At 70.2% G+C, this 21608-nt stretch carries 22 protein-coding genes; 1 reads left to right on the forward strand and 21 read right to left on the reverse strand.

Annotated elements, in window-relative coordinates; all coding sequences use genetic code 11:
- Positions 1 to 37: 37 nt before the first annotated feature.
- A complete protein-coding gene (locus B140_RS0107070) occupies positions 38 to 2053 on the forward strand; it encodes a PTS sugar transporter subunit IIABC (RefSeq protein ID WP_018118658.1) in 2016 nt (671 codons plus the stop codon).
- Here B140_RS0107070 and B140_RS12220 read toward each other — a convergent pair.
- The 21 genes from B140_RS12220 to atpB form a co-directional block, all read right to left on the reverse strand.
- A complete protein-coding gene (locus B140_RS12220; protein ID WP_156801689.1) occupies positions 1998 to 4403 on the reverse strand; it encodes a bifunctional lysylphosphatidylglycerol flippase/synthetase MprF in 2406 nt (801 codons plus the stop codon). The two genes, B140_RS0107070 and B140_RS12220, sit on opposite strands and share 56 nt — an antisense overlap.
- Positions 4400 to 5590: an alpha/beta hydrolase gene (locus B140_RS0107080; RefSeq protein WP_026166102.1), complete on the reverse strand. Its 1191-nt coding sequence runs from the start codon at positions 5588 to 5590 to the stop codon at positions 4400 to 4402. The genes B140_RS12220 and B140_RS0107080 overlap by 4 nt, the downstream gene beginning before the upstream one ends.
- A 34-nt stretch (positions 5591 to 5624) precedes the next feature.
- On the reverse strand, positions 5625 to 6752 hold the full coding sequence (locus tag B140_RS0107085; RefSeq protein WP_018118661.1) for a cysteine desulfurase family protein: 1128 nt from the start codon (positions 6750 to 6752) through the stop codon (positions 5625 to 5627).
- Positions 6749 to 7684 carry an electron transfer flavoprotein subunit alpha/FixB family protein gene (locus B140_RS0107090; RefSeq protein WP_026166103.1) on the reverse strand — a complete coding sequence of 312 codons (936 nt, stop codon included), beginning with the start codon at positions 7682 to 7684 and terminating at the stop codon, positions 6749 to 6751. Before B140_RS0107090 ends, B140_RS0107085 begins: the two co-directional genes overlap by 4 nt.
- A gap of 31 nt (positions 7685 to 7715) precedes the next feature.
- Entirely contained in the window at positions 7716 to 8504 is a 789-nt protein-coding gene (locus B140_RS0107095; RefSeq protein ID WP_026166104.1) for an electron transfer flavoprotein subunit beta/FixA family protein, read from the reverse strand.
- A 69-nt stretch (positions 8505 to 8573) separates the two neighbouring features.
- Positions 8574 to 9716, reverse strand: coding sequence for a THUMP-like domain-containing protein (locus tag B140_RS0107100; RefSeq protein WP_018118664.1), 1143 nt, complete (start codon positions 9714 to 9716; stop codon positions 8574 to 8576).
- Positions 9717 to 9725: 9 nt separating this feature from the next.
- A complete protein-coding gene (locus tag B140_RS0107105; RefSeq protein ID WP_018118665.1) occupies positions 9726 to 10493 on the reverse strand; it encodes an NUDIX hydrolase in 768 nt (255 codons plus the stop codon).
- Between the two features lie 22 nt (positions 10494 to 10515).
- Positions 10516 to 11349 carry an ABC transporter ATP-binding protein gene (locus tag B140_RS0107110; RefSeq protein ID WP_026166105.1) on the reverse strand — a complete coding sequence of 278 codons (834 nt, stop codon included), beginning with the start codon at positions 11347 to 11349 and terminating at the stop codon, positions 10516 to 10518.
- Positions 11350 to 11383: 34 nt separating this feature from the next.
- Positions 11384 to 12223, reverse strand: a complete 840-nt coding sequence (locus tag B140_RS0107115) for a tetratricopeptide repeat protein (protein WP_018118667.1) — start codon at positions 12221 to 12223, stop codon at positions 11384 to 11386.
- Positions 12224 to 12532 (reverse strand): MTH1187 family thiamine-binding protein, encoded by a 309-nt coding sequence (locus B140_RS0107120; protein WP_018118668.1) that lies wholly within the window; start codon positions 12530 to 12532, stop codon positions 12224 to 12226.
- Positions 12533 to 12557: 25 nt separating this feature from the next.
- Complete coding sequence (locus tag B140_RS12225; protein WP_040426208.1) at positions 12558 to 12833, reverse strand: hypothetical protein; 276 nt, start codon at positions 12831 to 12833, stop codon at positions 12558 to 12560.
- Entirely contained in the window at positions 12833 to 13525 is a 693-nt protein-coding gene (gene nucS, locus B140_RS0107130; protein ID WP_026166107.1) for an endonuclease NucS, read from the reverse strand. The genes B140_RS12225 and nucS overlap by 1 nt, the downstream gene beginning before the upstream one ends.
- Before the next feature lie 22 nt (positions 13526 to 13547).
- Positions 13548 to 14015 (reverse strand): DUF2550 domain-containing protein, encoded by a 468-nt coding sequence (locus B140_RS0107135; protein ID WP_018118671.1) that lies wholly within the window; start codon positions 14013 to 14015, stop codon positions 13548 to 13550.
- A 119-nt stretch (positions 14016 to 14134) separates the two neighbouring features.
- Positions 14135 to 14506: a F0F1 ATP synthase subunit epsilon gene (locus tag B140_RS0107140; RefSeq protein WP_018118672.1), complete on the reverse strand. Its 372-nt coding sequence runs from the start codon at positions 14504 to 14506 to the stop codon at positions 14135 to 14137.
- A gap of 7 nt (positions 14507 to 14513) precedes the next feature.
- The gene (gene atpD, locus B140_RS0107145) at positions 14514 to 15965 is read right to left on the reverse strand and encodes a F0F1 ATP synthase subunit beta (protein WP_026166108.1); all 1452 of its coding nucleotides are present in this window, start codon (positions 15963 to 15965) and stop codon (positions 14514 to 14516) included.
- 2 nt (positions 15966 to 15967) lie between these two features.
- Complete coding sequence (locus B140_RS0107150) at positions 15968 to 16930, reverse strand: F0F1 ATP synthase subunit gamma (protein WP_018118674.1); 963 nt, start codon at positions 16928 to 16930, stop codon at positions 15968 to 15970.
- A 61-nt stretch (positions 16931 to 16991) separates the two neighbouring features.
- Positions 16992 to 18632: a F0F1 ATP synthase subunit alpha gene (gene atpA / locus B140_RS0107155; RefSeq protein ID WP_018118675.1), complete on the reverse strand. Its 1641-nt coding sequence runs from the start codon at positions 18630 to 18632 to the stop codon at positions 16992 to 16994.
- A 60-nt stretch (positions 18633 to 18692) separates the two neighbouring features.
- Positions 18693 to 19505 carry a F0F1 ATP synthase subunit delta gene (locus B140_RS0107160; RefSeq protein ID WP_026166109.1) on the reverse strand — a complete coding sequence of 271 codons (813 nt, stop codon included), beginning with the start codon at positions 19503 to 19505 and terminating at the stop codon, positions 18693 to 18695.
- A gap of 5 nt (positions 19506 to 19510) precedes the next feature.
- The gene (locus B140_RS0107165) at positions 19511 to 20083 is read right to left on the reverse strand and encodes a F0F1 ATP synthase subunit B (RefSeq protein WP_026166110.1); all 573 of its coding nucleotides are present in this window, start codon (positions 20081 to 20083) and stop codon (positions 19511 to 19513) included.
- 33 nt (positions 20084 to 20116) lie between these two features.
- Positions 20117 to 20359 (reverse strand): ATP synthase F0 subunit C, encoded by a 243-nt coding sequence (locus B140_RS0107170; protein ID WP_018118678.1) that lies wholly within the window; start codon positions 20357 to 20359, stop codon positions 20117 to 20119.
- A 116-nt stretch (positions 20360 to 20475) separates the two neighbouring features.
- Positions 20476 to 21294: a F0F1 ATP synthase subunit A gene (atpB, locus tag B140_RS0107175; protein ID WP_026166111.1), complete on the reverse strand. Its 819-nt coding sequence runs from the start codon at positions 21292 to 21294 to the stop codon at positions 20476 to 20478.
- Between the last annotated feature and the right edge of the window lie 314 nt (positions 21295 to 21608).

Here is a 21608-nt window from a genome sequence, read left to right on the forward strand (position 1 = left end):
CTGAACCGAAGATTATCCGCCTGTGAGGAGTTTCTCCATGCACACTCAAGATCGCTCCGGCGGGGCGTCCCCGCTGCCGCCGCTGATCGCTCCCCTTTCCGGCACGATCGTCCCGCTGAGCGAGGTTCCCGATCCCGTCTTTGCCAAGGGCAACCTCGGGGAGGGCTTCGGGATCGTGGACACCCCCGGCGGCACCGTGCACGCCCCGGTCTCCGGCACCGTCACCATGATCGCCAAGACCAAGCACGCGCTGGGCATCCGCACCGCAGAGGGCCTGGAGGTGCTGGTGCACCTGGGCATCGACACGGTGGAGCTCTCCGGCGACCCCTTCGAGGTCTCCGTGTCCAAGGGCCAGGAGGTGCGCGCCGGCGAGGCCATCGCCCGGATGGACGCCGCCGCCATCGCCGGGGCCGGCAAGTCCACCTGCACCATCGTGACCATCACCAACTCCGCCGCCGTCGCCTCCGGGGTGGCCGTCCACACCGGCCCCATCGAGGCGGGCCTGGAGGCGGCCCGGCCCCAGGCCAAAAGCGCGGGCGGCTCCGGCGACCCCCACGGCGCTGAGGACTCCAAGAACGCTGAGGGCTCCAGGGCCGAGACCCTCATCGCCGCCGTGGGCGGGGCGGAGAACATCCGCAGCGTGACGCACTGCATCACCCGCCTGCGCTTCTACCTCCGCGACGAGCAGATCCCCCAGGACGCCGCCGTGCGCGACCTTAACGGGGTGATCGACGTGATCCGGGCCGGGGGCCAATACCAGGTAGTGATCGGCCCCGGCGTGGAGGACGTCTACGCGGAGGTCGCCGCCGCGCTGGGCGAGTCCACCGACCCCGCCCCCGAGGCCCCGCAGCAGCCGCGCCCCACCACGCCCCTCGGCTGGGCCAAGCGCGGCTTCTCCTCCCTCATCGGGGTCATCACCGGCTCCATGATCCCGGTGATCGGCCTGCTGGCCGCCTCCGGCATCATCAAGGGAATCCTCTCCCTGCTCACCACCTTCGACCTGGTCACGGACAGCTCGGATACCTACCTGGTCATCAACGCGCTCAGCGACGCCGTGTTCTTCTTCCTCCCCATCTTCGTGGGCTTTACCGCCGCCAAGCGGCTCGGAGCGGACCCCATCATCGTGGCCATCGTGGGCGGGGTGCTCACCTACCCGCAGATCGTGGAGCTCTCCTCCGCCGAGGGGCAGCGCGGCGTCCTGGGCATGGCGCTCAACGCGGACTTCTTCGGCGTGCCCTACCACATGGCGGGCTACAGCTACAGCATCTTCCCCATCATCGTGGGCGCCTGGCTGGCCTCCGTGATCGAGCCGTGGCTCAAGAGGATCATCCCCGCCACCGTGCGCATGATCTTCCTCCCCCTCGTGGAGGTGGTGGTGGTCTCCCTGGCCATCCTGCTCGTCCTCGGCCCCGCCGTCACCTTCGTCTCCACCGGCATCGCCAACGGCATCCAGGCCCTCTACGACCTCTCCCCCTCCGTCTCCGGGCTGCTCATCGGCGGGTTCTACCAGACCCTCGTGATCTTCGGCCTGCACTGGGCGGTCATCCCGCTGGTGGCCCAGGACATCGCCCTGACCGGGCAGTCCCCCCTCAACGCCATCATCTCCGCCACGATGGTGGCCCAGGGCGGCGCCGTGCTCGCCGTCTTTGTGAAGTCCCGGGTGCTCAAGATCAAGGAGCTCTCCGGCTCCGCCGCCATCGCGGCCTTCTGCGGCATCACCGAGCCCGCCATGTACGGCGTGAACCTCAAGTACGGCCGGATCTTCCTCATGGCCTCCCTCGGCGGCGCCTGCGGCGGCCTGCTCACCGGCCTGTTCAACGTCAACATGTGGGGCTTCACCGGCTCGCTTATCGGCTTCACCTCCTTCATCAACCCGGAGGGCCTGGACTTTAGCTTCTGGGGCTTCTGGATCGCCTCGGGCACCGCGGCCACCGTGGCCTTCGTGCTCACCTACCTCTTCGGCTTCAGCGACGCCGACGTGGACAACGGCCGCGAGGTCAAGAAGATCCGCCTTGGCCGCCGCGAACCAGTGCAGCGCTCAGCCACATCCTAAGCAGCCGGGCCGCCTGCCCGGCCCGCAGTTGCGGCAGGTAGCACTGGGAGACCGCCAGCGCCACCGAGGGCAGGGCCAGCTCGTCGCGGCACAGCACGTACCAGGGGTGATACTCCGGGTGAAACTTGTGCTTGGAGGCCGCCAGGGACCGGAAGCCGTAGAACGGCTCCATGGAGGAGCCCACGCGGTCCAGGGCCTGGTCCACCAGCCCCTCGGCGGGGGTGGTGCGCGCCAGCGGCGCCCCCGAGAGCGAGATCCAGCCCAGCCCCTGCCCGGCGGCGTCGATCAGCGCCTGCGAGATCAACAGCTCCACGACGGACTTAAAGCCCGCCGCGTCGCGCCGCAGGAAGTCCAGCGTGAGGCCCACAAGCTCGCCGCGCTCGTACACCGGCAGCCAACTGGTCACCGCGTGGAGGCGGCCCCCGGCGTCCTCCGCCACGAGCAGGCGCGTGCCGGGGGCGGACAGCTCGGCCAGGGTGCCCAGCGTGAAGCCCATCTCCGGCAGCTCCTTGCCCGCCAGCCACTCCTCGGAGAGCTCCGCGATGCGCTGGCGCAGCCCCATCCCGGCCTCCTCCCAGGTGGTCCAGTACGCCTCGATCCCCTCCTTGGCCGCGCGGTTACGGGCGGTGCGCACGTTCTGGAACCTCTTGCCGCGGAACTCGGCGCGCTCGGTGGGCAGCACCGCCTCCTCCGCCACGTGGATGCGCTGGTGATCCGGCAGGGTGTGGGCAAAGTCCGCGCCCACGGAGTACCAGGCCACCGTCCAGCCCCGGCTGGCCGCGAAAGCCTCGAAGCCCGCCGCCAGGCCGGGGGCGCCCACCGGCTCCCCCACGGTCACCGCCACGCCGCGATGCACGCGGTAGGCCACGTAGCCCTCCCGGCCCTCGTGCCTTCCAAACCAGTACCGGCTGCCCTCCCACAGCGTCATGGCCTGAAGGTGATCGCCGTGGGTGAGCAGCCCGCGCGCCCGCTCGCGGTCCTGCGCGTTGCCCTCGTCCGGAACGCTCATGAGCAGGCGATAGAGGGCGATCGCCGCGAAGAAACCGAACAGCGCCCCGACCCACTCGTGCAGCAGCCACGCGGCGGGGCGGCCCACCGCCAGCCCCGGAGGGAAAAACGGGGCCAGGGCTGGCGGAAGGTACCGCAGCGGCAGCAACGCCCACTGGGCGGACAGCGGCAGCCGCAGCAGCGCGGAGGCGGCAAGCCACAGCGCCGAGGTGCCCGCCAGCGCCCCGGCCATCGCCGCCCCGAAGCGGCGGACGCGCCGGGCGGACACGGACACCCGAAAGTGCCTCCGGGTGGCCAGCAGCGCCGCCAGTCCACACAGCCAGGGCAGGCACACCGCCGCGAGGTTCAGCGGGCTCGCCGCGTGCGGGGCCTCCCGGTGGAGGGCCCACATCTGGGCGCCCACGGCACAGATCGCCGCCGCCTGGCTCGCCAGGGCCAGCCACCAGGCCAGGCGACGCCCCTTGAACAGGCCCGCCACGATCACCGCCTGCACGGCCAGCGGCACCAGGTTGGCCAGCGAGGGTCCCACGCCCGCCTGCTGGGCCGCCGCCACCGCCTCGCGGCAGGCGTGCCCGCCAAGCCCGCCGAGAATCCCGTGGCTTCCCTGGCACGCCAGGGCCGCCTCGTACCCCGCCCGCGCGGGCAGCCAGGCCAGCGACCCCACCGCCGCCAACGGGCTGGCGGACCCGGGGTTTGCGCTGGCCACCACGGGGCCGCAGGCCACGGCGGCCAGGAGGGTGCCCACCAGCACCCGCACCTCCCGCACCGAGCCGAGGTGGCGGCGGGACCGCCCGTGGGCCACCGCGCCCGCCGCCAGCCCCAGGGCCGTGCTCGACGCGGCCACCACGTCCGCCAGGCTCCCGGAGAAAAGCACCAGCGTGGCGCACAGGGCCACCAACCACACCCCTATGCGGCGGCGCCACAGCAGGGGCATGGCCGTGCTGGCAAAGGCGGCGGTGCCGCAGAGCCAGGACACCGGGGAGAGCAGGCTGGCGTGCAGGAGATCGCCGCCCCAGCGGTGGAACCCCTGGGCGGCGAGCACGCGGGCCAGCCCCAAGCCCAGGGCCACGGAGGCCAGGTGCGTGGCCGCGGCCACCGCGATCGCCCTGGCGGTGCCCAGGATGCGCTCGGCGGGAACGATCAGCGCCGCCACCGCCGCGGAGGCGAGCAGCAGGCCGCGCACGGACCCGGTGGTCAGCCCCGCGCTGAGGAGCTGCCACTGGCCCACGCCCCGGGACGCGCGCAGCGCGAGCGCCCCGGGCGGGGCCGCACAGTGCAGGGCCCACATCGTGAGAATCATGCACGCCGCCCACGGCGCGCCCAGGGCGTAGCGGCGGATCATGAGGCCGCCCACTCGAAGGTCTCCGCCAGGGCCACCCGCCACGCCTGAAAGGAATGCCCGCCCGGCACCGTCATCATGCGCGTGTCCATGCCCGCCGCGCGGGCCAGCTCGTCGAGGCGGCCCAGCGCCTCCACCGCCTCCGCGTCGCGCTCCCCCGCCACGAAGCGGCCGCGCAGCCCCGAGTAATCAGCGCGGGCCAGCAGGTCCGCCGGGTTGTGGGCGGCGAAGGCCGCCTCGTCCCCGCCGAAGAAGCGCCGCACCGTGTCCTCGTGATCCCCCGTGGTGGGCTCCTTTTGCCCCGAGAAGTCCAGGAAGGTGCCATAGGCCTCCGGGTGCGAGGTGACCACCTGGAGCGCGCAGGTGCCCCCGTAGCTCAGGCCGCCGATGATCCAGCGCGATGGGTCGTCGAGCACCCTAAAGCGGCTGCGCATCCCGGCGGGGACGTCGCGGGTCAGGTACGTCATCACCTGCTGCTCGGGGCCGTCGATGCACAGCGGGTTGCCGGTGAGCGAGCCCGTGGCGTCCACGCTCACCACGATCGGGGAAACGCCGTGGTGCCGGGCCTGGTAGGCGTCCGCGGTGCGCGCCGCGTCCGCGCTGCTGAACCACTGATCCGGGCTTCCCGGGTTGCCCGGCATGAGCACCATCACAGGCAGCCGCTCCCCGCGCCAATAGGCCGGGGGCACGTACGCCACCGCCTGGCGCGGGCTAAAACCCGAACCCGGGAGGTCCACCGCGACCAGCGCGCCCACCTCCCGATCCCCGAGCCGGGGCGCCTGCTCCCGGGCGCTAAAATCGGCGTAGCTCATGGACACGGCCACCGGCTGCGGATCGAAGGCCCGCACGGTGGGATACTCCTGGAACACCACGTTGACCGCGCCGAGCCCCGCGACGGCGCTCAGCGCCACGGAGGCGAGCACCACGCCCCGGCGCTGCAGCGCCAGGCAGGCCAGGCTGAAGAACACCCCCGCCGCCGCGGCGTAGATCCGCCAGTCCACCCGGTCCGGGAAGGGCCGCCACCACACATCCAGGAGCAGCCAGGCGCCGCCCACCGCGAGCAGCGACGCCCCCGCCGCCCACCCTCGGCGGCGACCCCGCGCCGCCAGGACCACTCCCGCGACCCCGCAGGCGAGGAACACCGCCTGCGCAACCCCGTCCGTCAGGGACAGGGACCACAACCAATCCATAGGGTCATGTTCTACCCCCTCGCGGTCATGGAGACTAGGCCATGCCCGCCGCGCGGGCCCGGCGCACTACCCCCGGCAGGCGCGCCGCCAGGTACTCCACGTCCTTCTCCGAGGTCTCGGGGCCGAGCGTGAAGCGCACGGTGCCGCGCGCCTCGCGCTCGGGTACCCCCATCGCCAGCAGCACCTCGGAGGCGCGGTTGACCCCGCTGTGGCAGGCGGACCCGGTGGCGGCCTCGATGCCCAGGGAGTCCAGCAGCATGATGAGGCTATCGCCCTCCGCTCCGGGGAAGGAGAGGCTGAGATGCCCAGGGAGGGCGGGCCGCGCGGTGTTGACCCGCACGTCCTCCACCGTGGCGAGCACCTCGCGCAGCAAGCGATCGCGCAGCCGACCCTGGCGCCGCTCCTCCGCCTCGCGCTGCGCCAGCGCCTCGCGCAGCGCCGCCGCCGTGGCCGCCGCCCCGGCCACGTCCTGCGTCCCGGGGCGCAGCCCGCGCTCCTGGCCGCCGCCGAAGATCGGGGGCTGCGGCGCCGGGGAGCGGCGGGCCAGCAGCAGCCCCACCCCCCGGGGGCCGCCGAACTTGTGCGCGCTGCCCGCCAGGGTCGTGGCCCCCAGCGCGCGGAAGTCCACCGCGCAGCGGCCCAGGGCCTGCACGGCGTCGATGTGCACCGGGGTGCCCACGGCGCGCGCGGCCGCCACCACCCGCTCCACCGGCTGCAGCGCGCCCGTCTCGTTGTTGGCGTACATGCAGGTGGCCAGCGCGGCGGGCCGGTCCAGCGCGCTCAGGTCGCACACGTGGCCGCCCGCGTCCACCGGCAGCCACTCCACCTCCGCGCCCTCCCGGCTGTCCAGGTGGGCCAGCGCCTCGCGCACGGCGGGGTGCTCCACCGCGCTGCCCACCACGCGGTTCAGGGGGCTGGCGCGGTAGAGGCCCAGGACGGCGATGTTATCGGCCTCCGTGCCCGATCCGGTGAACACCACCTCCACCGGCTCGGCCCCCAGCAGCGCCGCGATCTCCTCCCGCGCGCCCTCCAGCGCCCCCCGAGCCGCCCGCCCGGAGGCGTACTGCCCCCCGGCGTTGCGGTGCCCCGCGTGCCGCAGCCAGGCCTCCCGCGCGGCCTCACGCATGGGGCTGGTGGCCGCGTGATCGAAGTAGTGGCTCATCGACGCCGCGCGATCTCCTCGATCAGCTCCGGCACCACCTCGAAGAGGTCGCCCACCACGCCCAGGTCCGCGATCTGGAAGATGGGGGCGTCCTCGTCGTTGTTGACCACCACGATCTTCTTGGCGGTCTGCATGCCCGAGAGGTGCTGGATCGCGCCGGAGATCCCCAGGCCGATGTAGAGATCCGGGGCCACCGTCACGCCGGTCTGGCCGATCTGATACTGGGCGTCGCAGTGCCCCAGGTCCACCGCGTCGCGGGTGGCGCCCACGGCGGCCCCCAGCGCGTCCGCCAGGCGCTCCACGACCTGCGGGAACTGATCGCCCACCCCGCGCCCGCCGGCCACCACGATCTTGGCCTGGGTCAGCTCCGGGCGGTCCCCGCGCTGCGCGGGGCTAAAGGAGGTCACCTGCACGTCCGTGGGGCCGGCCGGCAGCTCCGGCAGCTCCAGCAGCGTCCCGGGCGCGGCCTGCGGGACGGCCTCCACCGCGCCGGGGCGCAGCGTGTACACCGGGCTGCCTCCCCCCACCGCCGCGCTGACCTGCACGGTATCCCCGAAGATGGACTGGCTCGCGGTGCCGTCGGCGTTGATCCCCACGACGTCGCGCAGCAGCCCGGAGGCCAGGCGCGCCGCGAGCCGCCCGCCGATCTCGTTGCCGGAAGGCGTGGCCGCGACCACGATCGGGGCGGGCGCGGCGGCCGCCAGGGACTGCACCGCCTGCGCCTCCGCCAGCAGCAGCCGCTCCGGGGCGGCGGGGGCCACGGCCACGGTGTGCGCGCCCAGCTCCGCCAGCTCTCCCGCGAGCGCCTGCGCGTCTCCCCCCACCAGCACGGCGGTGACCTCGCCAAAGACCCGGGCGGCGGTGATAAGCTCGCCGGTCACCGGCTCCAGGGTCGCGCCGTTGTGCTCGACCAAAACGTAAGCATTCGTCATAATCGTGATTCTCCTTGCAGCTAGGGTCGAGTTAAATGAGGTTCTCGTCGGACAGGAACTGCGCTACCTCGGCCGCGGCCCGCTCCCCGCGCACCACGCGCCCGGCCTCCCTGGGGGGACGCTGCGCCGCGCCCGTGACCGCCGTGGCCGCGTGCGCCAGGCCCACCTGCTCCGGGGCCACCCCGATGCCCGCCAGGTCCAGGGTGGTGATCTGGTGCTTCTTGGCCGCCATGATCCCCTTAAAGTTGGCAAAGCGCGGCTTGTCCGCCTTGTCCGTCACGGAGATCACCGCCGGGAGCGGGGCCCGAAGCTCCCAGGTGCCCCGGTGGTCCTCGCGCACCCCCACCACGGCGCCCTCCTCCAGGCGCACCTCGCGCAGGTAGGTCAGCGCGGGCACCTGGCGGTACTCCGCGAGGATGCCCGGCAGCGCGCCCGTGGCGCCGTCCGAGGAGGCATCGCCCGCCACCACCAGCGCCACGTCCGCCACGGTGTTGATCGCGTTGGTCAGCGCCCAGGTGGTGCCCAGCACGTCGGAGCCCGCCAGGGCCTCGTCCACCACGTGCACGGCGTCGTCGGCGCCCATGGCGATGGCCTTGCGCAGCGCGGCGTCCGCCGAGTCCGGGCCCACCGAGAGGGCGATCACCCGGTAGCCCGCCTCCGGGTGGGCGTCCCGCAGGCGCAGCGCCTGCTCCACGGCGTACTCGTTGATCTCGTCAATCACGGTATCCGCGTTGACCCGATCGATGGTGTAATCCGGCTCCAGGGCCTTGGTAGACCAGGTATCCGGCACGCTCTTGACCAACACCACGATTGCAGGCACTGCAATCCCCTTTCTTCTCCGTTGCATCATCATCGCTTGTTCGACGGGTGAATACCGCCGCCAGTGTAGTCAACCCTCCCACACGCGGGGACCGCAGATCAGGGCCACGCCCTGCCGCCCCACGCGGGTGCACACCACCGTCATGGGGTTGCTGCCCTTGAGCTTCCACTGCTTGCGCAGCAGGTCCGGGTCCGCGTCCACCCCGCGCACCAGGATCTCCAGCGCCCCCGCGTCGTGCTTTTTCAGCGCCGCGCGGGCCCGCCGCAGCGGCACGGACTCGATGAAACTAAATCCGCTGCGCCCGCGCGGCAGGCGATCCCCCGTCAGGTACGCGATGCGCTCGTCAAGCATCCACAGCCCCTCCCGCGCCGCGTAGTGGCGCACCAGCCCGGCGCGCACCACCGCGCCGTCCGGGTCCAGGATGTAGCGCCCGGGCTCGCCGGCCCCGGGCTCCGCCGGGGAGGAGTCGTCGATCCGGTCCACCCCGCCGGCGGCGTCGATCATCACCGCCTCCCGCCTGAGCCCTTCGCTCAGGCCCGAGGAATACAGGCAGGCCTCCTTGACGGCCCCCGCCACGCTGGACACGCTCACCAGGCCCGACCACCGCGAGTAGTCGATCCCCGGCGCGCACTTGATCGCCAGGTGGCGGCCCGCGTGCGCCTGCTCCACCTCGGGCAGCGGGGGCAGCAGGCGGGCGGGGTCGCTGATCCGGCGCCCGCCCGCGCGGCGGGCGGGATCGACCACCACGATCTCCGCGGCGCTGCTGGGGGTCAGGGCGTCGGCGCGCGCGATGAGCGCCCCCGGCAGGTTCCGGGCCGCCATGTACGCCCGGACCGGGTCGAGGTCGGAGCCGATGTAGCCCAGGCCCGCCTCCTGGTAGGCCGGCCCCTCGGTGCCGATCGAGCAGGTGACGTCGTGGACCACGGCGCCGTGGCGTGCCAGCCTGCGGGCCCGCTCGCGGGCCACCGGGGCGGGGGTGGCCTGCTGGGCGGCGTCGTGATCCGCCAGCCACGTCTCCGGGAACTTGCCCGCCCCGGCCCGCCTGGCGGTGAGCAGCTCCACCGCCGCGCGGCCCCGCTCGCCCAGCTCCGCGCGGGCGCGCTGGGCGTCGTCCAGGGTGCTCTTTTTGCTCAGCCCCAGGTGCGGGGCCAGGGCGGCGACCTGGGCGCGGTGGTGGTGCAGAAACTCCGCCTCGGCGAGGGTAAAAGACATGGGCGCGGGCTAGATCCGTTCGTGAAAGGGGGTGGTGTAGAACTCGCGGTAGCGGGGATCGTCCCGGGGGTCCCCGACCACCGGGGTCATGTCGGAGCGCTCGGCCTCCGCCACCGCCTCGGCCACGCAGGAACACCCGGACAGGCGCATAAGCTGCGCCCAGGTGGGGATGACCAGGCGCACCAGGCCGTGCCGCCATCCCTCGATGAGCAGGCCGGGAGGGAACCAGCCGCCGGAGTCCGTCTCGGAGGAGGAGTCGTCCGCCTCCTGCCCCACGGGGTGCACCGCGAGGAAGGAGTAGGTGTCAAAGCGCCGCCCCTTCTCCGAGGTGCCCACCCAGCGCGCCCAGGGGCGCAGGAGATCGGCGTGCACGCGCAGGTCGTTGCGGCGCAGCACCTGGGTGAGGGAGAGCCGGTGGGACTCCAGGGCCAGGCGCTCCCGATGAAACGGTGCGGCATCCCCCACCGTGGCCCCGTTGGAGTGCACCGCCAGCAGCGTCCCCGTCTCCTCGAAGAGCTCCCGCACGGCGGCGAGCACGAGCCCCTGCGCGGTGCCGGGATCCGTGCGCAGCGAGCGCGCGATCTCCGCCCCCGCGCTGCCCGACCACACCGTGTGGGCCTCGCTGCGGTCCCGCTCGTCCACGCGCCCGCCGGGAAAGACCGTCATGCCCGGGTAGTCCGGCATGGTGGGCACCCGCTCCTGCGCCCACACCTCGATCCCCCGGGCGCCATCGCGCACCAGGAGCACGGTGGCGGCGAGCAGTGTGGGGGCGTTCATGCTCGTCTATCTTATCCGCCCCCTAGGCGTGACGGTGCGACCCACCCCGGCGCGTGCGGCGGGCGAAGTAGCGCCCGTCGATCTCGCTGAGCTCGATGGGCTGGTGGAAGGCGGTGGTGAGGTTGGCGCTGGTGAGCACCTCCCCGATGGGCCCCTGGGCCACCACCGAGCCCTCGTCCAGCAGCATGGCGTGGGTGAAGCCGCTGGGGATCTCCTCCACGTGGTGCGTGATCATCACCGTGGCCGGGGCGCCCGGCAGGTGCGCCAGCTCCCCGAGGTAGGCCACCAGGTCCTCGCGCCCGCCCAGGTCCATCGCGGCGGTGGGCTCGTCGAGCACCAGGATCTCCGGGTCGATCATGAGGGCGCGGGCCAGCAGCACCCGCTTGCGCTCCCCCTCGGAGAGGGTGCCCCAGCGGCGCTCGATGAGGTGCATGGCCCCCACCTGCTCCAGGATCTCGTGGGCGCGCTCGAAGTCCTGCTCGTCGTAGCTCTCGCGCCAGCGCCCGAGCACGGCGTACCCGGCGGAGACCACCAGGTCCCCCACCCGCTCCTCGGCGGGGATGCGGTGCGCCAGGGCGGAGGAGGAGATGCCGATGGCGGTGCGCAGGTCCCGCAGGTCCGTGCGGCCCAGGCGCTCGCCCAGGATGGTGGCGGTGCCCCGGGAGGGGTACTCCCCGGCGGAGGCGATGCTCACGAGGGTGGTCTTGCCCGCCCCGTTGGGGCCGACGATCACCCAGCGCTCCCCGTCCGCGACCTGCCAGGTCACCGGCCCGAGGATGGTGGTGCCGCCCCGGATCACGGACACCTCGCGGAAATCAATCAACAAGTCCTGGCGTTGCTCATTCACAGCCCCCATCTTTGCATAGGTTGCCCCGCCCGTGTGACCGACGCTAAAACAGCGCGCTGGCCAGCCTCGTGCGCGCGGCGGCCACCTCGGGATCGGAGGCCTCGCGCAGCCGGAACAGCTCCAGCAGGCGCGTGCGCGCGGCGTCCCGACGCTCGGTGGGCAGCAGGCCGAGGAGGTGGTCGAAGGCCTCCTCGGCGCGCCCGGCAAGCATCGCCTCGTCCGCCGCGCGCAGCGGGTCCTCCGGCTCCTCCCGCAGGCGGGCCAGCAGGTCCAGGTAGGCCGCCGCGCGCGGCTCCTGCGGGGCCAGGGCGGCAAAGAGCTGCTCCGCCTGCTCGGCTTGCCCCCGGGCCGCCAGCGCGATGGCGTAGTCCAGCTCACTGGGCTCCTCCGGGTTCCCCGTGGCCTCTGTGGCCTCGGCGTCCCCCGGCTCCTCGCCCAGGCCCGCGAGCTGCCCGCCCACCTGGGCCACCAGGGCGTCCGTCCACTGGCGCAGGGCCTCGAGCGGCTGGCCGCCCTCGAAGGAGGTCACGGGGCGCCCCGCCGCCACGGCCACCACCGTGGGCAGGGCCTGGACGCCGAACACCTGGGCCACCTCCGGGGCGCGATCCGCGTCCACGTAACCCACGAGGAAGCCGCGCCGCGACTCCGTGGCCAGGGCCTCCAGGTCCGCCTTGAGCTGCTCGGACTCCGGGCTGCGGGCGGTGCCCACCAGCACCACCACCGGCACCTGGGTGGAGCGCCGGAGCACGGCGGACTCCAGGTTCGCGGCCGTGACCTCCGTGAGCGCCGGGATCTGCCCGGCCGGGGTGTCCCGCTCCTCGGCGGACGCCTTGACCTGGCTGAGATCCACCGCTCCGTACATGAACCTATCGGGGGCCGTCATCTATCGCTCTCCTTTCAGGCGTTCCTCCACGGACCGCACCTTGCGCGTCATCTGATCCTTATGCCCGGGGCGGATGTCCGCCTTGAGCACCAGCGACACCCGCGGGGAGACCGCCAGCACCGCCTCGGAGGCGGCCTTGACCACCGCCATCACCTCGTCCCACTCTCCCTCGACGAGGGTGAACATGGCATTCGTTTCATTGGGCAAACCGGACTCCCGCACCACGCGCACGGCCTCGGCCACCGCGTCGACCATCTCCGCATCCCGCCCCGGGGTCTGCGTGGGAGCCACAGAAAAGGCTACGATCATGCGCACCACTCTACTATCGACGCCGCTACCGCAGCCGCTCGAAGCACGCCCGGTGCCAGTGGCGGCGCTCCTCGGCCCCGCCCTCCACCGGCCAGGCCACCACGTGGGCCACGCGCGGCGGGATCCTCTGGTGGCAGCCCGGGCAGCGGTACTCCTTGGCCGCCCGCTCCGCCGTGATGGGCCGCACCATGTAGCCGTCCACCCGCGCGGCCTGCCACACCGCGCCCAGGGGCCGGTGCTCCTCGCGGCGCGAAACGCCGCTCCGGGGGCCGTGTGCGCGGCGCGCGCGACGCCGGGGCACTAGAACAACCGCAATTCGTCGCTCTCGATGCCCCGCAGCTCCTGGTAGTCCAGCACCACGCACCGGATGCCGCGATCCTCCGCCAGGGTGCGGGCCTGGGGCTTGATCTCCTGGGCCGCAAAGATCCCGCGCACCGGGGCCAGCAGCGAGTCCCGGTTGAGCAGCTCCAGGTAGCGGCTGAGCTGCTCCACCCCGTCGATGCCGCCCCGGCGCTTGATCTCCACCGCCACCGTGGCCTGGTTCTCGTCCCGGCACAGGATGTCCACCGGGCCGATCGCCGTGGGATACTCCCGGCGGATCATGCTGTAGCCCTCCCCCAGGGTGTCGATGTGCTCCGCGAGGAGCTTCTGCAGGTGGGCCTCCACCCCGTCCTTGACCAGGCCGGGGTCCTCCCCCAGGTCGAAGGATGCCTCGTGGTGGATCTTCTCGATGGTGATGCGAAGCTGCTCGCCCTTGGAGTTCTCCACGATCCACAGCCGGGCGCCCGTCTCCTCCCCGTCCTCGCCCTCAAGGGGCATGTCACTCAGGGTGCACGGCGGGGTCATCCAGTTGAGCGGCTTGTAGGCGCGGTCGTCCGCGTGCACGCTCACGGAGCCGTCCGCCTTGACCAGCAGCAGGCGATCCGCCAGCGGCAGGTGGGCGTCGAGGCGGCCAACGTAATCCACCGAGCAGTGGGCGATAACTAAACGCATGCCCCCACCCTATCGGAGGGGATCACCGCTGCCGCAGGTGGGTAATGCGGCGCTTGAGCACCCGATAATCCGGGCGCTGCTGGCGCTCGTGCGGGGCGGACTCCAGCCACGCCCGCAGCGCCATCTCCGTGCGGGAGTCCGCCGCGACCTCCCAGGACTCGTTGCCGTGGCGCAGCTCCAGCACGCGGATGCCCTCGGCCATAAAAGAAGCCTCGCGCGCGGTGAGGTCGCGCTGCGAGGCAAGGCTTAAGGCTTGACGATCGAAGATGATGTCCGCCACCGGGGCGAGGGAGCGCAGCTTGTAGTAGCGCAGTTCCTCCCCCTCGTAGCGGATGAGCCCGTGGCGCCACCCGTGGGTTCCCGCGGCGGGCAGGCGGCGCAGCACCACGGTGGTTCCCCGCGAGCGCAGCCCGAAGAAGCGCCAGGCCCCCAGCAGCGCGAGCACGCCGACCAGGAGCGCCACCATCAACCACACGGCGAGGATATCCACGCGGCACACACCTCTTTTCGCGCCATAAGCAGCCAATATATGAGGTGGATTGTACTAAAAAGCCCTCCCCCGGGCGAACCCGAGGGAGGGCTTTTTCAACGATGGTGGGAGGGGCGGGCTTATGCCTGCGCCAGGCGACGATGGGCCTTCAGGGCGGCCTCCGCGCGGGTGCGCTTCAGCTCCTCCTGCGAGCCCAGCTCCGCCTCGGCGGCGGCAACGTCCACGTCGGTGGCCCACACTGCGTAGTCGGCGAGGATAATGACCTTCTCCGCCGACACGGAGAGAAAACCACCCTGCACCGCCGCGACGAGGCGGTCCCCGTCCACGGGCCGGATGGTCACCACGCCGTTCTCCACCAACTGGCCGAGCATCGGCTCGTGGCCGGGAAGCACGCCGATCTCACCCTCGGTGGTCTCGGCGGTGACGATGCTGGCCTCGCCCTGCCACAGCTTCTTCTCCACGGAGACCAGTTCTACGGTGATGACAGCCATGTCTCTCCTACTTCTCCGTCAGCTTCTTGTACGCGGCCTCGACGTCGTCCAGACCGCCCAGGTTGCTGAAGGCCTGCTCGGGGTAGGCATCGAACTCGCCGTTGCAGATCCGCTCGAAGGCGTCGATCGTCTCCGTCAGCGGGACGTAGGAGCCCGGATCGCCGGTGAACTTCTGGGCCACGAAGAAGTTCTGGCCCAGGAAGCGCTGGATGCGGCGGGCGCGCTGCACCGTGATCTTGTCCTCCTCGGACAGCTCGTCCATGCCGAGGATGGCGATGATGTCCTGGAGCTCCTTGTTCTTCTGCAGGATGTTGATCACGCGCTGGGCCACCTCGTAGTGCCGCTCGCCCACGATGCTGGGCTCGAGGATGCGAGAGGTGGAGGTCAGCGGGTTCACGGCCGGGTAGATACCCTTCGACGCGATGGAGCGGTCCAGCTCCGTGGTGGCGTCGAGGTGGGCGAAGGTCGTGGCCGGGGCGGGGTCGGTGTAGTCGTCCGCGGGCACGTACACGGCCTGCAGCGAGGTAATCGACTTGCCCTTGGTGGAGGTAATGCGCTCCTGCAGCACGCCCATCTCGTCGGCCAGGGTGGGCTGGTAGCCCACGGCCGAGGGCATGCGGCCCAGCAGCGTGGACACCTCGGAGCCGGCCTGGGTGAAGCGGAAGATGTTATCGATGAACAGCAGCACGTCCTGGTGCTGCACGTCACGGAAGTACTCCGCCATGGTCAGGCCGGACAGGGCCACGCGCATACGCACTCCCGGCGGCTCGTCCATCTGGCCGAACACGAGGGCCGTATCCTGCAGCACGCCCATCTCCTCCATCTCGAGGAAGAGGTCCGTCCCCTCACGGGTGCGCTCGCCCACGCCGGCGAACACGGAGGTGCCGGAGAACTCGCGGGCGATACGGGTAATCATCTCCTGGATGAGCACCGTCTTGCCCACGCCGGCGCCGCCGAACAGGCCGATCTTGCCGCCCTTGACGTACGGGGTGAGCAGGTCGATGACCTTGATGCCCGTCTCCAGGATCTCGGTCTTGCCCTCCAGCTGGTCGAAGGGGGGCGGATCGCGGTGAATGCCCCACCGCTCCACGGAGGCGTCGCTGTTGATCTCCGGGGCATCCAGGCAGTCGCCCAGGGCGTTAAAGACGTGGCCCTTGACCACGTCGCCCACCGGCACCGAGATGGGGGCGCCGCTGTCCTTGACCTCCGCGCCGCGGATCAGGCCGTCGGTGGGGGCCATGGAAATGGTGCGCACGAGGTTATCGCCCAGGTGCTGGGCCACCTCGAGGGTGATGGTCTTGGCGACCGCTTCGAGGTCAACCTCGACCGTCAGCGCGTTGTACAGCGCCGGGAGTTCGCCGCGCGGAAACTCCACGTCGACGACAGCACCGATGACGCGCACAACACGGCCGGCGGTAGTCGCCTGCTGTGCATTGTGCTCACTGAGAGCTGTACTCATAATTAGTCACTTTCTCCGCTTTCGGCGAGCGCGCCAGCGCCACCGACGATCTCTGTGATTTCCTGGGTAATCTGCGCCTGACGGGCCTGGTTGGCCACGCGGGAAAGGTCATTGACCAGCGCCGTAGCGTTGTCAGTAGCAGACTTCATGGCGGTGCGGCGCGAGGCCGACTCCGCAGCGGCGGCTTCGAGGAAGATCGAAAACAGGCTGCGGGAGACGTACTTGGGCAGCAGCGCCTCCAGCAGGGTGTCCGGGTCCGGCTCGAACTCGTAGTCCGGCTCCGCCGGGCCCGCCGAGGAAAGAAGGTCCTCGCCCTTTTCCAGGGGAACGTCCTCGAAGACCGGCTCGATGGGCAGCAACTGGTGTGCGCGCGCCGTCTGCGTCAGCATGGACACAAACTCGGTGTACACCACGTGCACCTGATCGAAGCCGTGGGCATCGGCCACGCCCTCGCGGGTGTCCGCGGTGCCCTCGGAGCCCGCCAGGAACCCCTGCACGATGTGCTGCCGCACGTCGTGCGTGGCGTCCCAGCTCGGGTCCTGGGAAAACCCGGACCACGCGCCCGCCACGGCCTCGCCGCGGAAGTCGTAGTAGCCGATTCCCTTGGTGCCCGTGACAAAGCGCACGACCTCGTAGCCGCTGTCCTCCAGCATGCGGGTCAGCTCGGCCGCCTTCTTGAGCACGTTGTGGTTGTAGCCACCGCACATGCCGCGATCCGAGGTCACCACGAGGACGGCCGCAACCTTGCCGTTTTCGCGCTTGCGGAGCATCGGGTGATCGAGCGAGCTCGCGGACGCGAGACGCTCCACCACGCTCTGAATCTCCGTCGCGTACGGCGCGGCGGCCTGCACGCGACCCTGCGCCTTGGTGATGCGCGAGGTGGCGATCAGCTCCTGGGCCTTGGTGATCTTCTTGGTGGAATTGACGGACCGGATGCGGTCGCGCAGTTCTCGAAGATTAGCCATGGAACACCCTCCTCCCTTCTTGCTTGATGACGGTCATGGTATTCGGAATCATCTCCGGTACTTACGCCGTCTTGGAGCGGGAGACGTTGAGCTGGTTCTTCTTCACCTCGGAAGAATTCAGGGCGTCCACCTCCGGCTCGTTGATCACGGGGGTGCCGTCGCTGGTGCGGAACGACGCCGTGAAGTCCTTGGCGGACGCCAGCAGCGCCTGCTTGGACTCGTCGCTCAGCGCCGCGCCGCCCTGGATCTGCTCGAACACCTGCGGGGCGTTGGCCTGCAGGTACTCCTGCAGCTCCACCTCGAAGCGGCGGACGTCGGCCACCGGGACCACGTCGAACACACCCTCGCCCGCCAGCCAGATGGACACCATCTGGTACTCCACGGGCTGCGGGGAGCTCTCCGGCTGCTTCAGCAGCTCCACCAGGCGCTGACCGCGCTCGAGCTGCGCCTTGGACGCGGCGTCGAGGTCGGAGGCGAAGGTCGCGAAGGCCTCGAGGTCGCGGTAGGCCGCGAGGTCCAGACGCAGCGAGCCCGCCACCTTCTTCATGCCCTTGGTCTGCGCCGCGCCACCCACGCGGGACACGGACACGCCGACGTTGATGGCCGGGCGCACGCCCTGGTTGAACAGGTCGGACTCCAGGAACACCTGGCCGTCCGTGATAGAGATCACGTTGGTGGGAATGAAGGCGGAGACGTCGTTCGCCTTCGTCTCGATGATCGGCAGGGCCGTCATGGAGCCCGCGCCCATGTCATCCGACAGCTTGGCGGCGCGCTCGAGGAGGCGAGAGTGCAGGTAGAACACGTCGCCGGGGTAGGCCTCGCGTCCCGGGGGACGACGCAGCAGCAGCGAGATCGCGCGGTACGCCTCGGCCTGCTTGGTCAGATCATCGTAGATCACCAGGACGTGGTTGCCCTGGTACATCCAGTGCTGGCCAAGCGCCGCGCCCGCGAAGGGGGCGAGCCACTTGAAGCCAGCGGCGTCGGAGGCCGGGGCCGCCACGATGGTGGTGTACTCCAGCGCGCCCTTCTCCTCCAGGGTGCGGCGCACCGCGGCGATCGTGGAGCCCTTCTGGCCCACCGCCACGTAGATGCAGCGCACCTGCTTGTTCTTGTCGCCGGACTCCCAGTTGGCCTTCTGGTTCAAGATGGTGTCGATGCAGACGGCCGTCTTGCCGGTCTTGCGGTCGCCAATGATGAGCTGGCGCTGGCCGCGGCCGATCGGCGTCATCGCGTCGATGGCCTTGATGCCGGTCTGCATCGGCTCCTCCACGGGCTGGCGCTGCAGCACCGTGGGGGCCTGCAGCTCCAGCACGCGGTTCTCCTCGGCGTTGATCGCGCCGAGGCCGTCGATGGGGTGACCCAGGGGGTTAATAACGCGGCCGAGGAACTCGTCTCCGACCGGAATGGAAAGGACCTCGCCGGTCCGGGTGACCTCGTCGCCCTCCTTGAGCGACTCGAAGTTACCCAGAACCACCACGCCGATGGAATCGGTCTCGAGGTTCTGCGCGACGCCAATCACGCCGCCGGGGAACTCAAGCAGCTCGTTGGTCATCGCGGAAGGCAGGCCCGAAACCTGGGCAATGCCATCAGCCGTGGAAATGACCACGCCGACCTCCTCACGGGAGGCCTCCGCGGAGAAGCTCGAGGTGTAGTTCGCTATCGCGCTACGAATCTCATCGGAGGAGATCGTCAGCTCCGCCATGTTCTTCCTGCTCTCGGTTGAATCGTGCAAATCGTCAATTTTCTCTGGTCCTGGACCCGCTTAGCCCGCCAACTGGGCGCGCAGCTTGCGAATCTTGCCGGCCGTGGAGCCGTCGATGCGCTCGTCGCCCACCCGGATGGTCATGCCGCCGAGGAGGGACTCGTCCACCTCGGTAAACACATCCATCTCGTGGCCGTAGATGCGGCCGAGCTTGAGGGCCAGCGCCTGCTCCTGCTCCGCGCTCAGCGGGCCGGCCGCAGTCACCTTGGCCACCATGCGGCCGCGCAGGCGCGCCGCCTCCGTGGCCAGGGCCGCGATGTCGTCGATCGGGTTGTGCTCCGGGCGGCCAATCACCTGCAGCGCCAGGGCCTCGGTGTACTTGCTCACCTTTCCGTAGAGCACGGTGGCCAGCAGCCCGCGCTGCCGGGAACGCGCAGCGGCGCGCTCCGACAGCAACTGCGTCAGCTCCGGGTGGCGCTCCAGCAGGCGGCTGAGCTGGAACAGCTCGCCCTCCACCTGCTCCAGCGTGCCCTCAATCTCCGCGCCCCGCAGCAGGGACCGACGCCCCAGGGACACCAGGCCGGTGCGGAACTCCCGGGGGGTAGACCAGCGCGCGCCGGCGGCCTCCTTGAGCACCGCTAGCGTGTGCTCGGAGACCTTGCCCGCGAAGACGTCGCTGATCAGGCCCTGGCGCTGCTGCGGCGTGGAGGAAGCCTCCGCCACGGCCACGCGCAGGCCCCGGTGATCGTCGAGGAACTCGACGGCGTCAAAGAGCTCGGCGCCCAGGGTGGCCGCCGTGACCACGGACCCGGAGATCTGCTCGTCCAGGCTGCGTGCTACCTCTGCCAGTGCTGTGCGACTCGCTGCGTGCATATCGCTCACTTTCCTGCCGGGACAACGGAGTCGAGGTCCGCCAGGAAGGAGTCGATGGTGCCCGAGCGCTTGGTGGCCTCGGAGAGCTCGCCGCCAAGCAGCTTCTCCGCGAGGTTGATGGAGTTCTGCCCCATCTCCTGACGCAGCTCCGTGATCACCTGCTGGCGGGAGGCCTGAAGCTGCTTCTCGCCGGACTCGATGATGCGGTTGGACTCCTCCGTGGCCTGGGCCTTCAGCTCCGCCTCGATCTGCTTGCCGCGCTCGCGGGCCTGCTCGCGGATCTCCGCGGCCTCCGCACGGGCGTCGGAAAGCTGGGCGTTGTACTTCTCTAGCGCCGCCTTGGCCTCCGCCTGGGCGGCCTCCGCGCGCTGGATTCCACCTTGAATCCTGTCCTCGCGCTCGGTCAGAACCTCCTGGAACTTCGGAAGAACGAGCTTCCAGAAGAGCACCAGGACAACAAGGAAGCAAACGGCGGACCAGAAGATGTCATACGGCATGGGCAGCATCGGGTTGTTGCCCTCGGAGAGCGGCAACGCGCGGTCATCTCCCGCCGCCAGAACGCTTAATACGTCCGTCATCTGTAAATGACCCTTCGTTTCGTGGCTGACTTGTTACAGGATGAAGCCGGCAACAAGGCCGATGAGGGCGAGGGCCTCGGTGAAGGCGATACCCAGGAACATCGTGGTGCGGAGCTGGCCGGCCATCTCGGGCTGGCGGGCCATGCCCTCCAGGGCCTTGCCCACGAGGATGCCGATACCGATGCCGGGGCCGATGGCGGCCAGGCCGTAGCCGATAGCGCCGTAACCCGTGGCCTTGGTGGCTTCGTCAGCGGCAACGAGGATGATGTCTTGCATTTCTAGTCTTTCCCTTTCGTGTTACTCGGCCCCAGAGGGTGTCTATCCAAGGTAGGTTCCGCAGCCGAGCGAGAAGTGTATGGGGTTAGGGCCGTCCCTGATCGGGACGATAAGGATCAGTGTTCATCTGCATGCAACGACAATTCGATGTACACGGCCGAGAGCAGAGCGAAGATGTACGCCTGCAAGAAGATGACCAGTAGCTCGAAGAGCGTAAATGCAACGGCGGCAACGAGGGTCACTGCCGACATAGCCGTCCAGCCGTTGAACTGGAAGAAGAAGAAGTTCGTGGCGGAGAACAGCAGAACGAGAATCATGTGACCGGCCAGCATGTTCGCCATGAGACGAATGGTGAGCGTGGCCGGACGCAGGACAAAGGTGGAGAAGAACTCGATCGGCACCACCAGCACGTGGAGGAGCGGAGGCAAGTTCGGGATCACCACGGAGGACTTCACGAACTTGAAGAACCCGTAGCGCTTCGCACCCGCGTAGATGAACACCAGGTAGCCCGCGACGGCCAGCACCAGCGGCATGCCGATGCGGGCGTTGGGCGAGACGTTCAGGCCCGGAATGACCGCGGGCAGGTTCATGGCAAAGACGAGGAAAAACACCGTGGCGATGAAGGGAAGGAAGCGACGCCCCTCCTTCTTGCCCAGGATGTCCTCGGCAATGTGAACCCGAACGAAGTCCAGGCACATCTCCGCGAAGTTCTGCAGCCCGGACGGAACCAGCTTGGGGTTCCGCATGGCTATGACGAAAAAGAGTGCAACGATAGCCGCCATCAGGAGGCGGATAAACATCAGACGGTCTAGCGCGAAGAGGTCGTTGGCAAAGCCGGTCAACCACATGTTGACGGCATCGCCGTCCTCGTTCGCATGCCCCGGGAAGAATTCGTGATCCAGTGAAGGCGGGTGAAACTCGCCTTTAAAGGCCAAAGTTGTAACGCTCAGCGATCTCTCCCGTGTTCGGGCCGTAGGGAGGCAGACTCCTACGGTGCGATGGACGTCTTACATGCTCACTGGCTCCGCCGTGGACTCCGTCGCACGTCTACGGTACGAAACCAGGGGCAACCGGGAACGGCCCCGTATCCCGAGCGGCAAGAACCACCGAGAAAACGATGACCGGGTTACCCGGGCTACATAGTATCAGGTGTTGGGACCAATCCCTTATCCGGCTTCACCCCCGTTTTTGGGTGAGCCACGGATCGCCGCGCCCCGCCCGCCCGACTCCCCTGCATACCCCCGTCACC

The sequence above is a fragment of the Corynebacterium mastitidis DSM 44356 genome (assembly GCF_000375365.1).
GTDB classification, from domain to species: Bacteria; Actinomycetota; Actinomycetes; order Mycobacteriales; family Mycobacteriaceae; genus Corynebacterium; species Corynebacterium mastitidis.

Coding starts and splice junctions, on each gene's coding strand:
- B140_RS0107070 (WP_018118658.1), top strand. CDS start 38: ATGCACACTCAAGATCGCTCCGGCGGGGCGTCCCCGCTGCCGCCGCTG.
- B140_RS12220 (WP_156801689.1), bottom strand. CDS start 4,403: ATGATCCGCCGCTACGCCCTGGGCGCGCCGTGGGCGGCGTGCATGATT.
- B140_RS0107080 (WP_026166102.1), bottom strand. CDS start 5,590: ATGGATTGGTTGTGGTCCCTGTCCCTGACGGACGGGGTTGCGCAGGCG.
- B140_RS0107085 (WP_018118661.1), bottom strand. CDS start 6,752: ATGAGCCACTACTTCGATCACGCGGCCACCAGCCCCATGCGTGAGGCC.
- B140_RS0107090 (WP_026166103.1), bottom strand. CDS start 7,684: ATGACGAATGCTTACGTTTTGGTCGAGCACAACGGCGCGACCCTGGAG.
- B140_RS0107100 (WP_018118664.1), bottom strand. CDS start 9,716: ATGTCTTTTACCCTCGCCGAGGCGGAGTTTCTGCACCACCACCGCGCC.
- B140_RS0107105 (WP_018118665.1), bottom strand. CDS start 10,493: ATGAACGCCCCCACACTGCTCGCCGCCACCGTGCTCCTGGTGCGCGAT.
- B140_RS0107110 (WP_026166105.1), bottom strand. CDS start 11,349: ATGGGGGCTGTGAATGAGCAACGCCAGGACTTGTTGATTGATTTCCGC.
- B140_RS0107115 (WP_018118667.1), bottom strand. CDS start 12,223: ATGACGGCCCCCGATAGGTTCATGTACGGAGCGGTGGATCTCAGCCAG.
- B140_RS0107120 (WP_018118668.1), bottom strand. CDS start 12,532: ATGATCGTAGCCTTTTCTGTGGCTCCCACGCAGACCCCGGGGCGGGAT.
- nucS (WP_026166107.1), bottom strand. CDS start 13,525: ATGCGTTTAGTTATCGCCCACTGCTCGGTGGATTACGTTGGCCGCCTC.
- B140_RS0107140 (WP_018118672.1), bottom strand. CDS start 14,506: ATGGCTGTCATCACCGTAGAACTGGTCTCCGTGGAGAAGAAGCTGTGG.
- atpD (WP_026166108.1), bottom strand. CDS start 15,965: ATGAGTACAGCTCTCAGTGAGCACAATGCACAGCAGGCGACTACCGCC.
- B140_RS0107150 (WP_018118674.1), bottom strand. CDS start 16,930: ATGGCTAATCTTCGAGAACTGCGCGACCGCATCCGGTCCGTCAATTCC.
- atpA (WP_018118675.1), bottom strand. CDS start 18,632: ATGGCGGAGCTGACGATCTCCTCCGATGAGATTCGTAGCGCGATAGCG.
- B140_RS0107160 (WP_026166109.1), bottom strand. CDS start 19,505: ATGCACGCAGCGAGTCGCACAGCACTGGCAGAGGTAGCACGCAGCCTG.
- B140_RS0107165 (WP_026166110.1), bottom strand. CDS start 20,083: ATGACGGACGTATTAAGCGTTCTGGCGGCGGGAGATGACCGCGCGTTG.
- B140_RS0107170 (WP_018118678.1), bottom strand. CDS start 20,359: ATGCAAGACATCATCCTCGTTGCCGCTGACGAAGCCACCAAGGCCACG.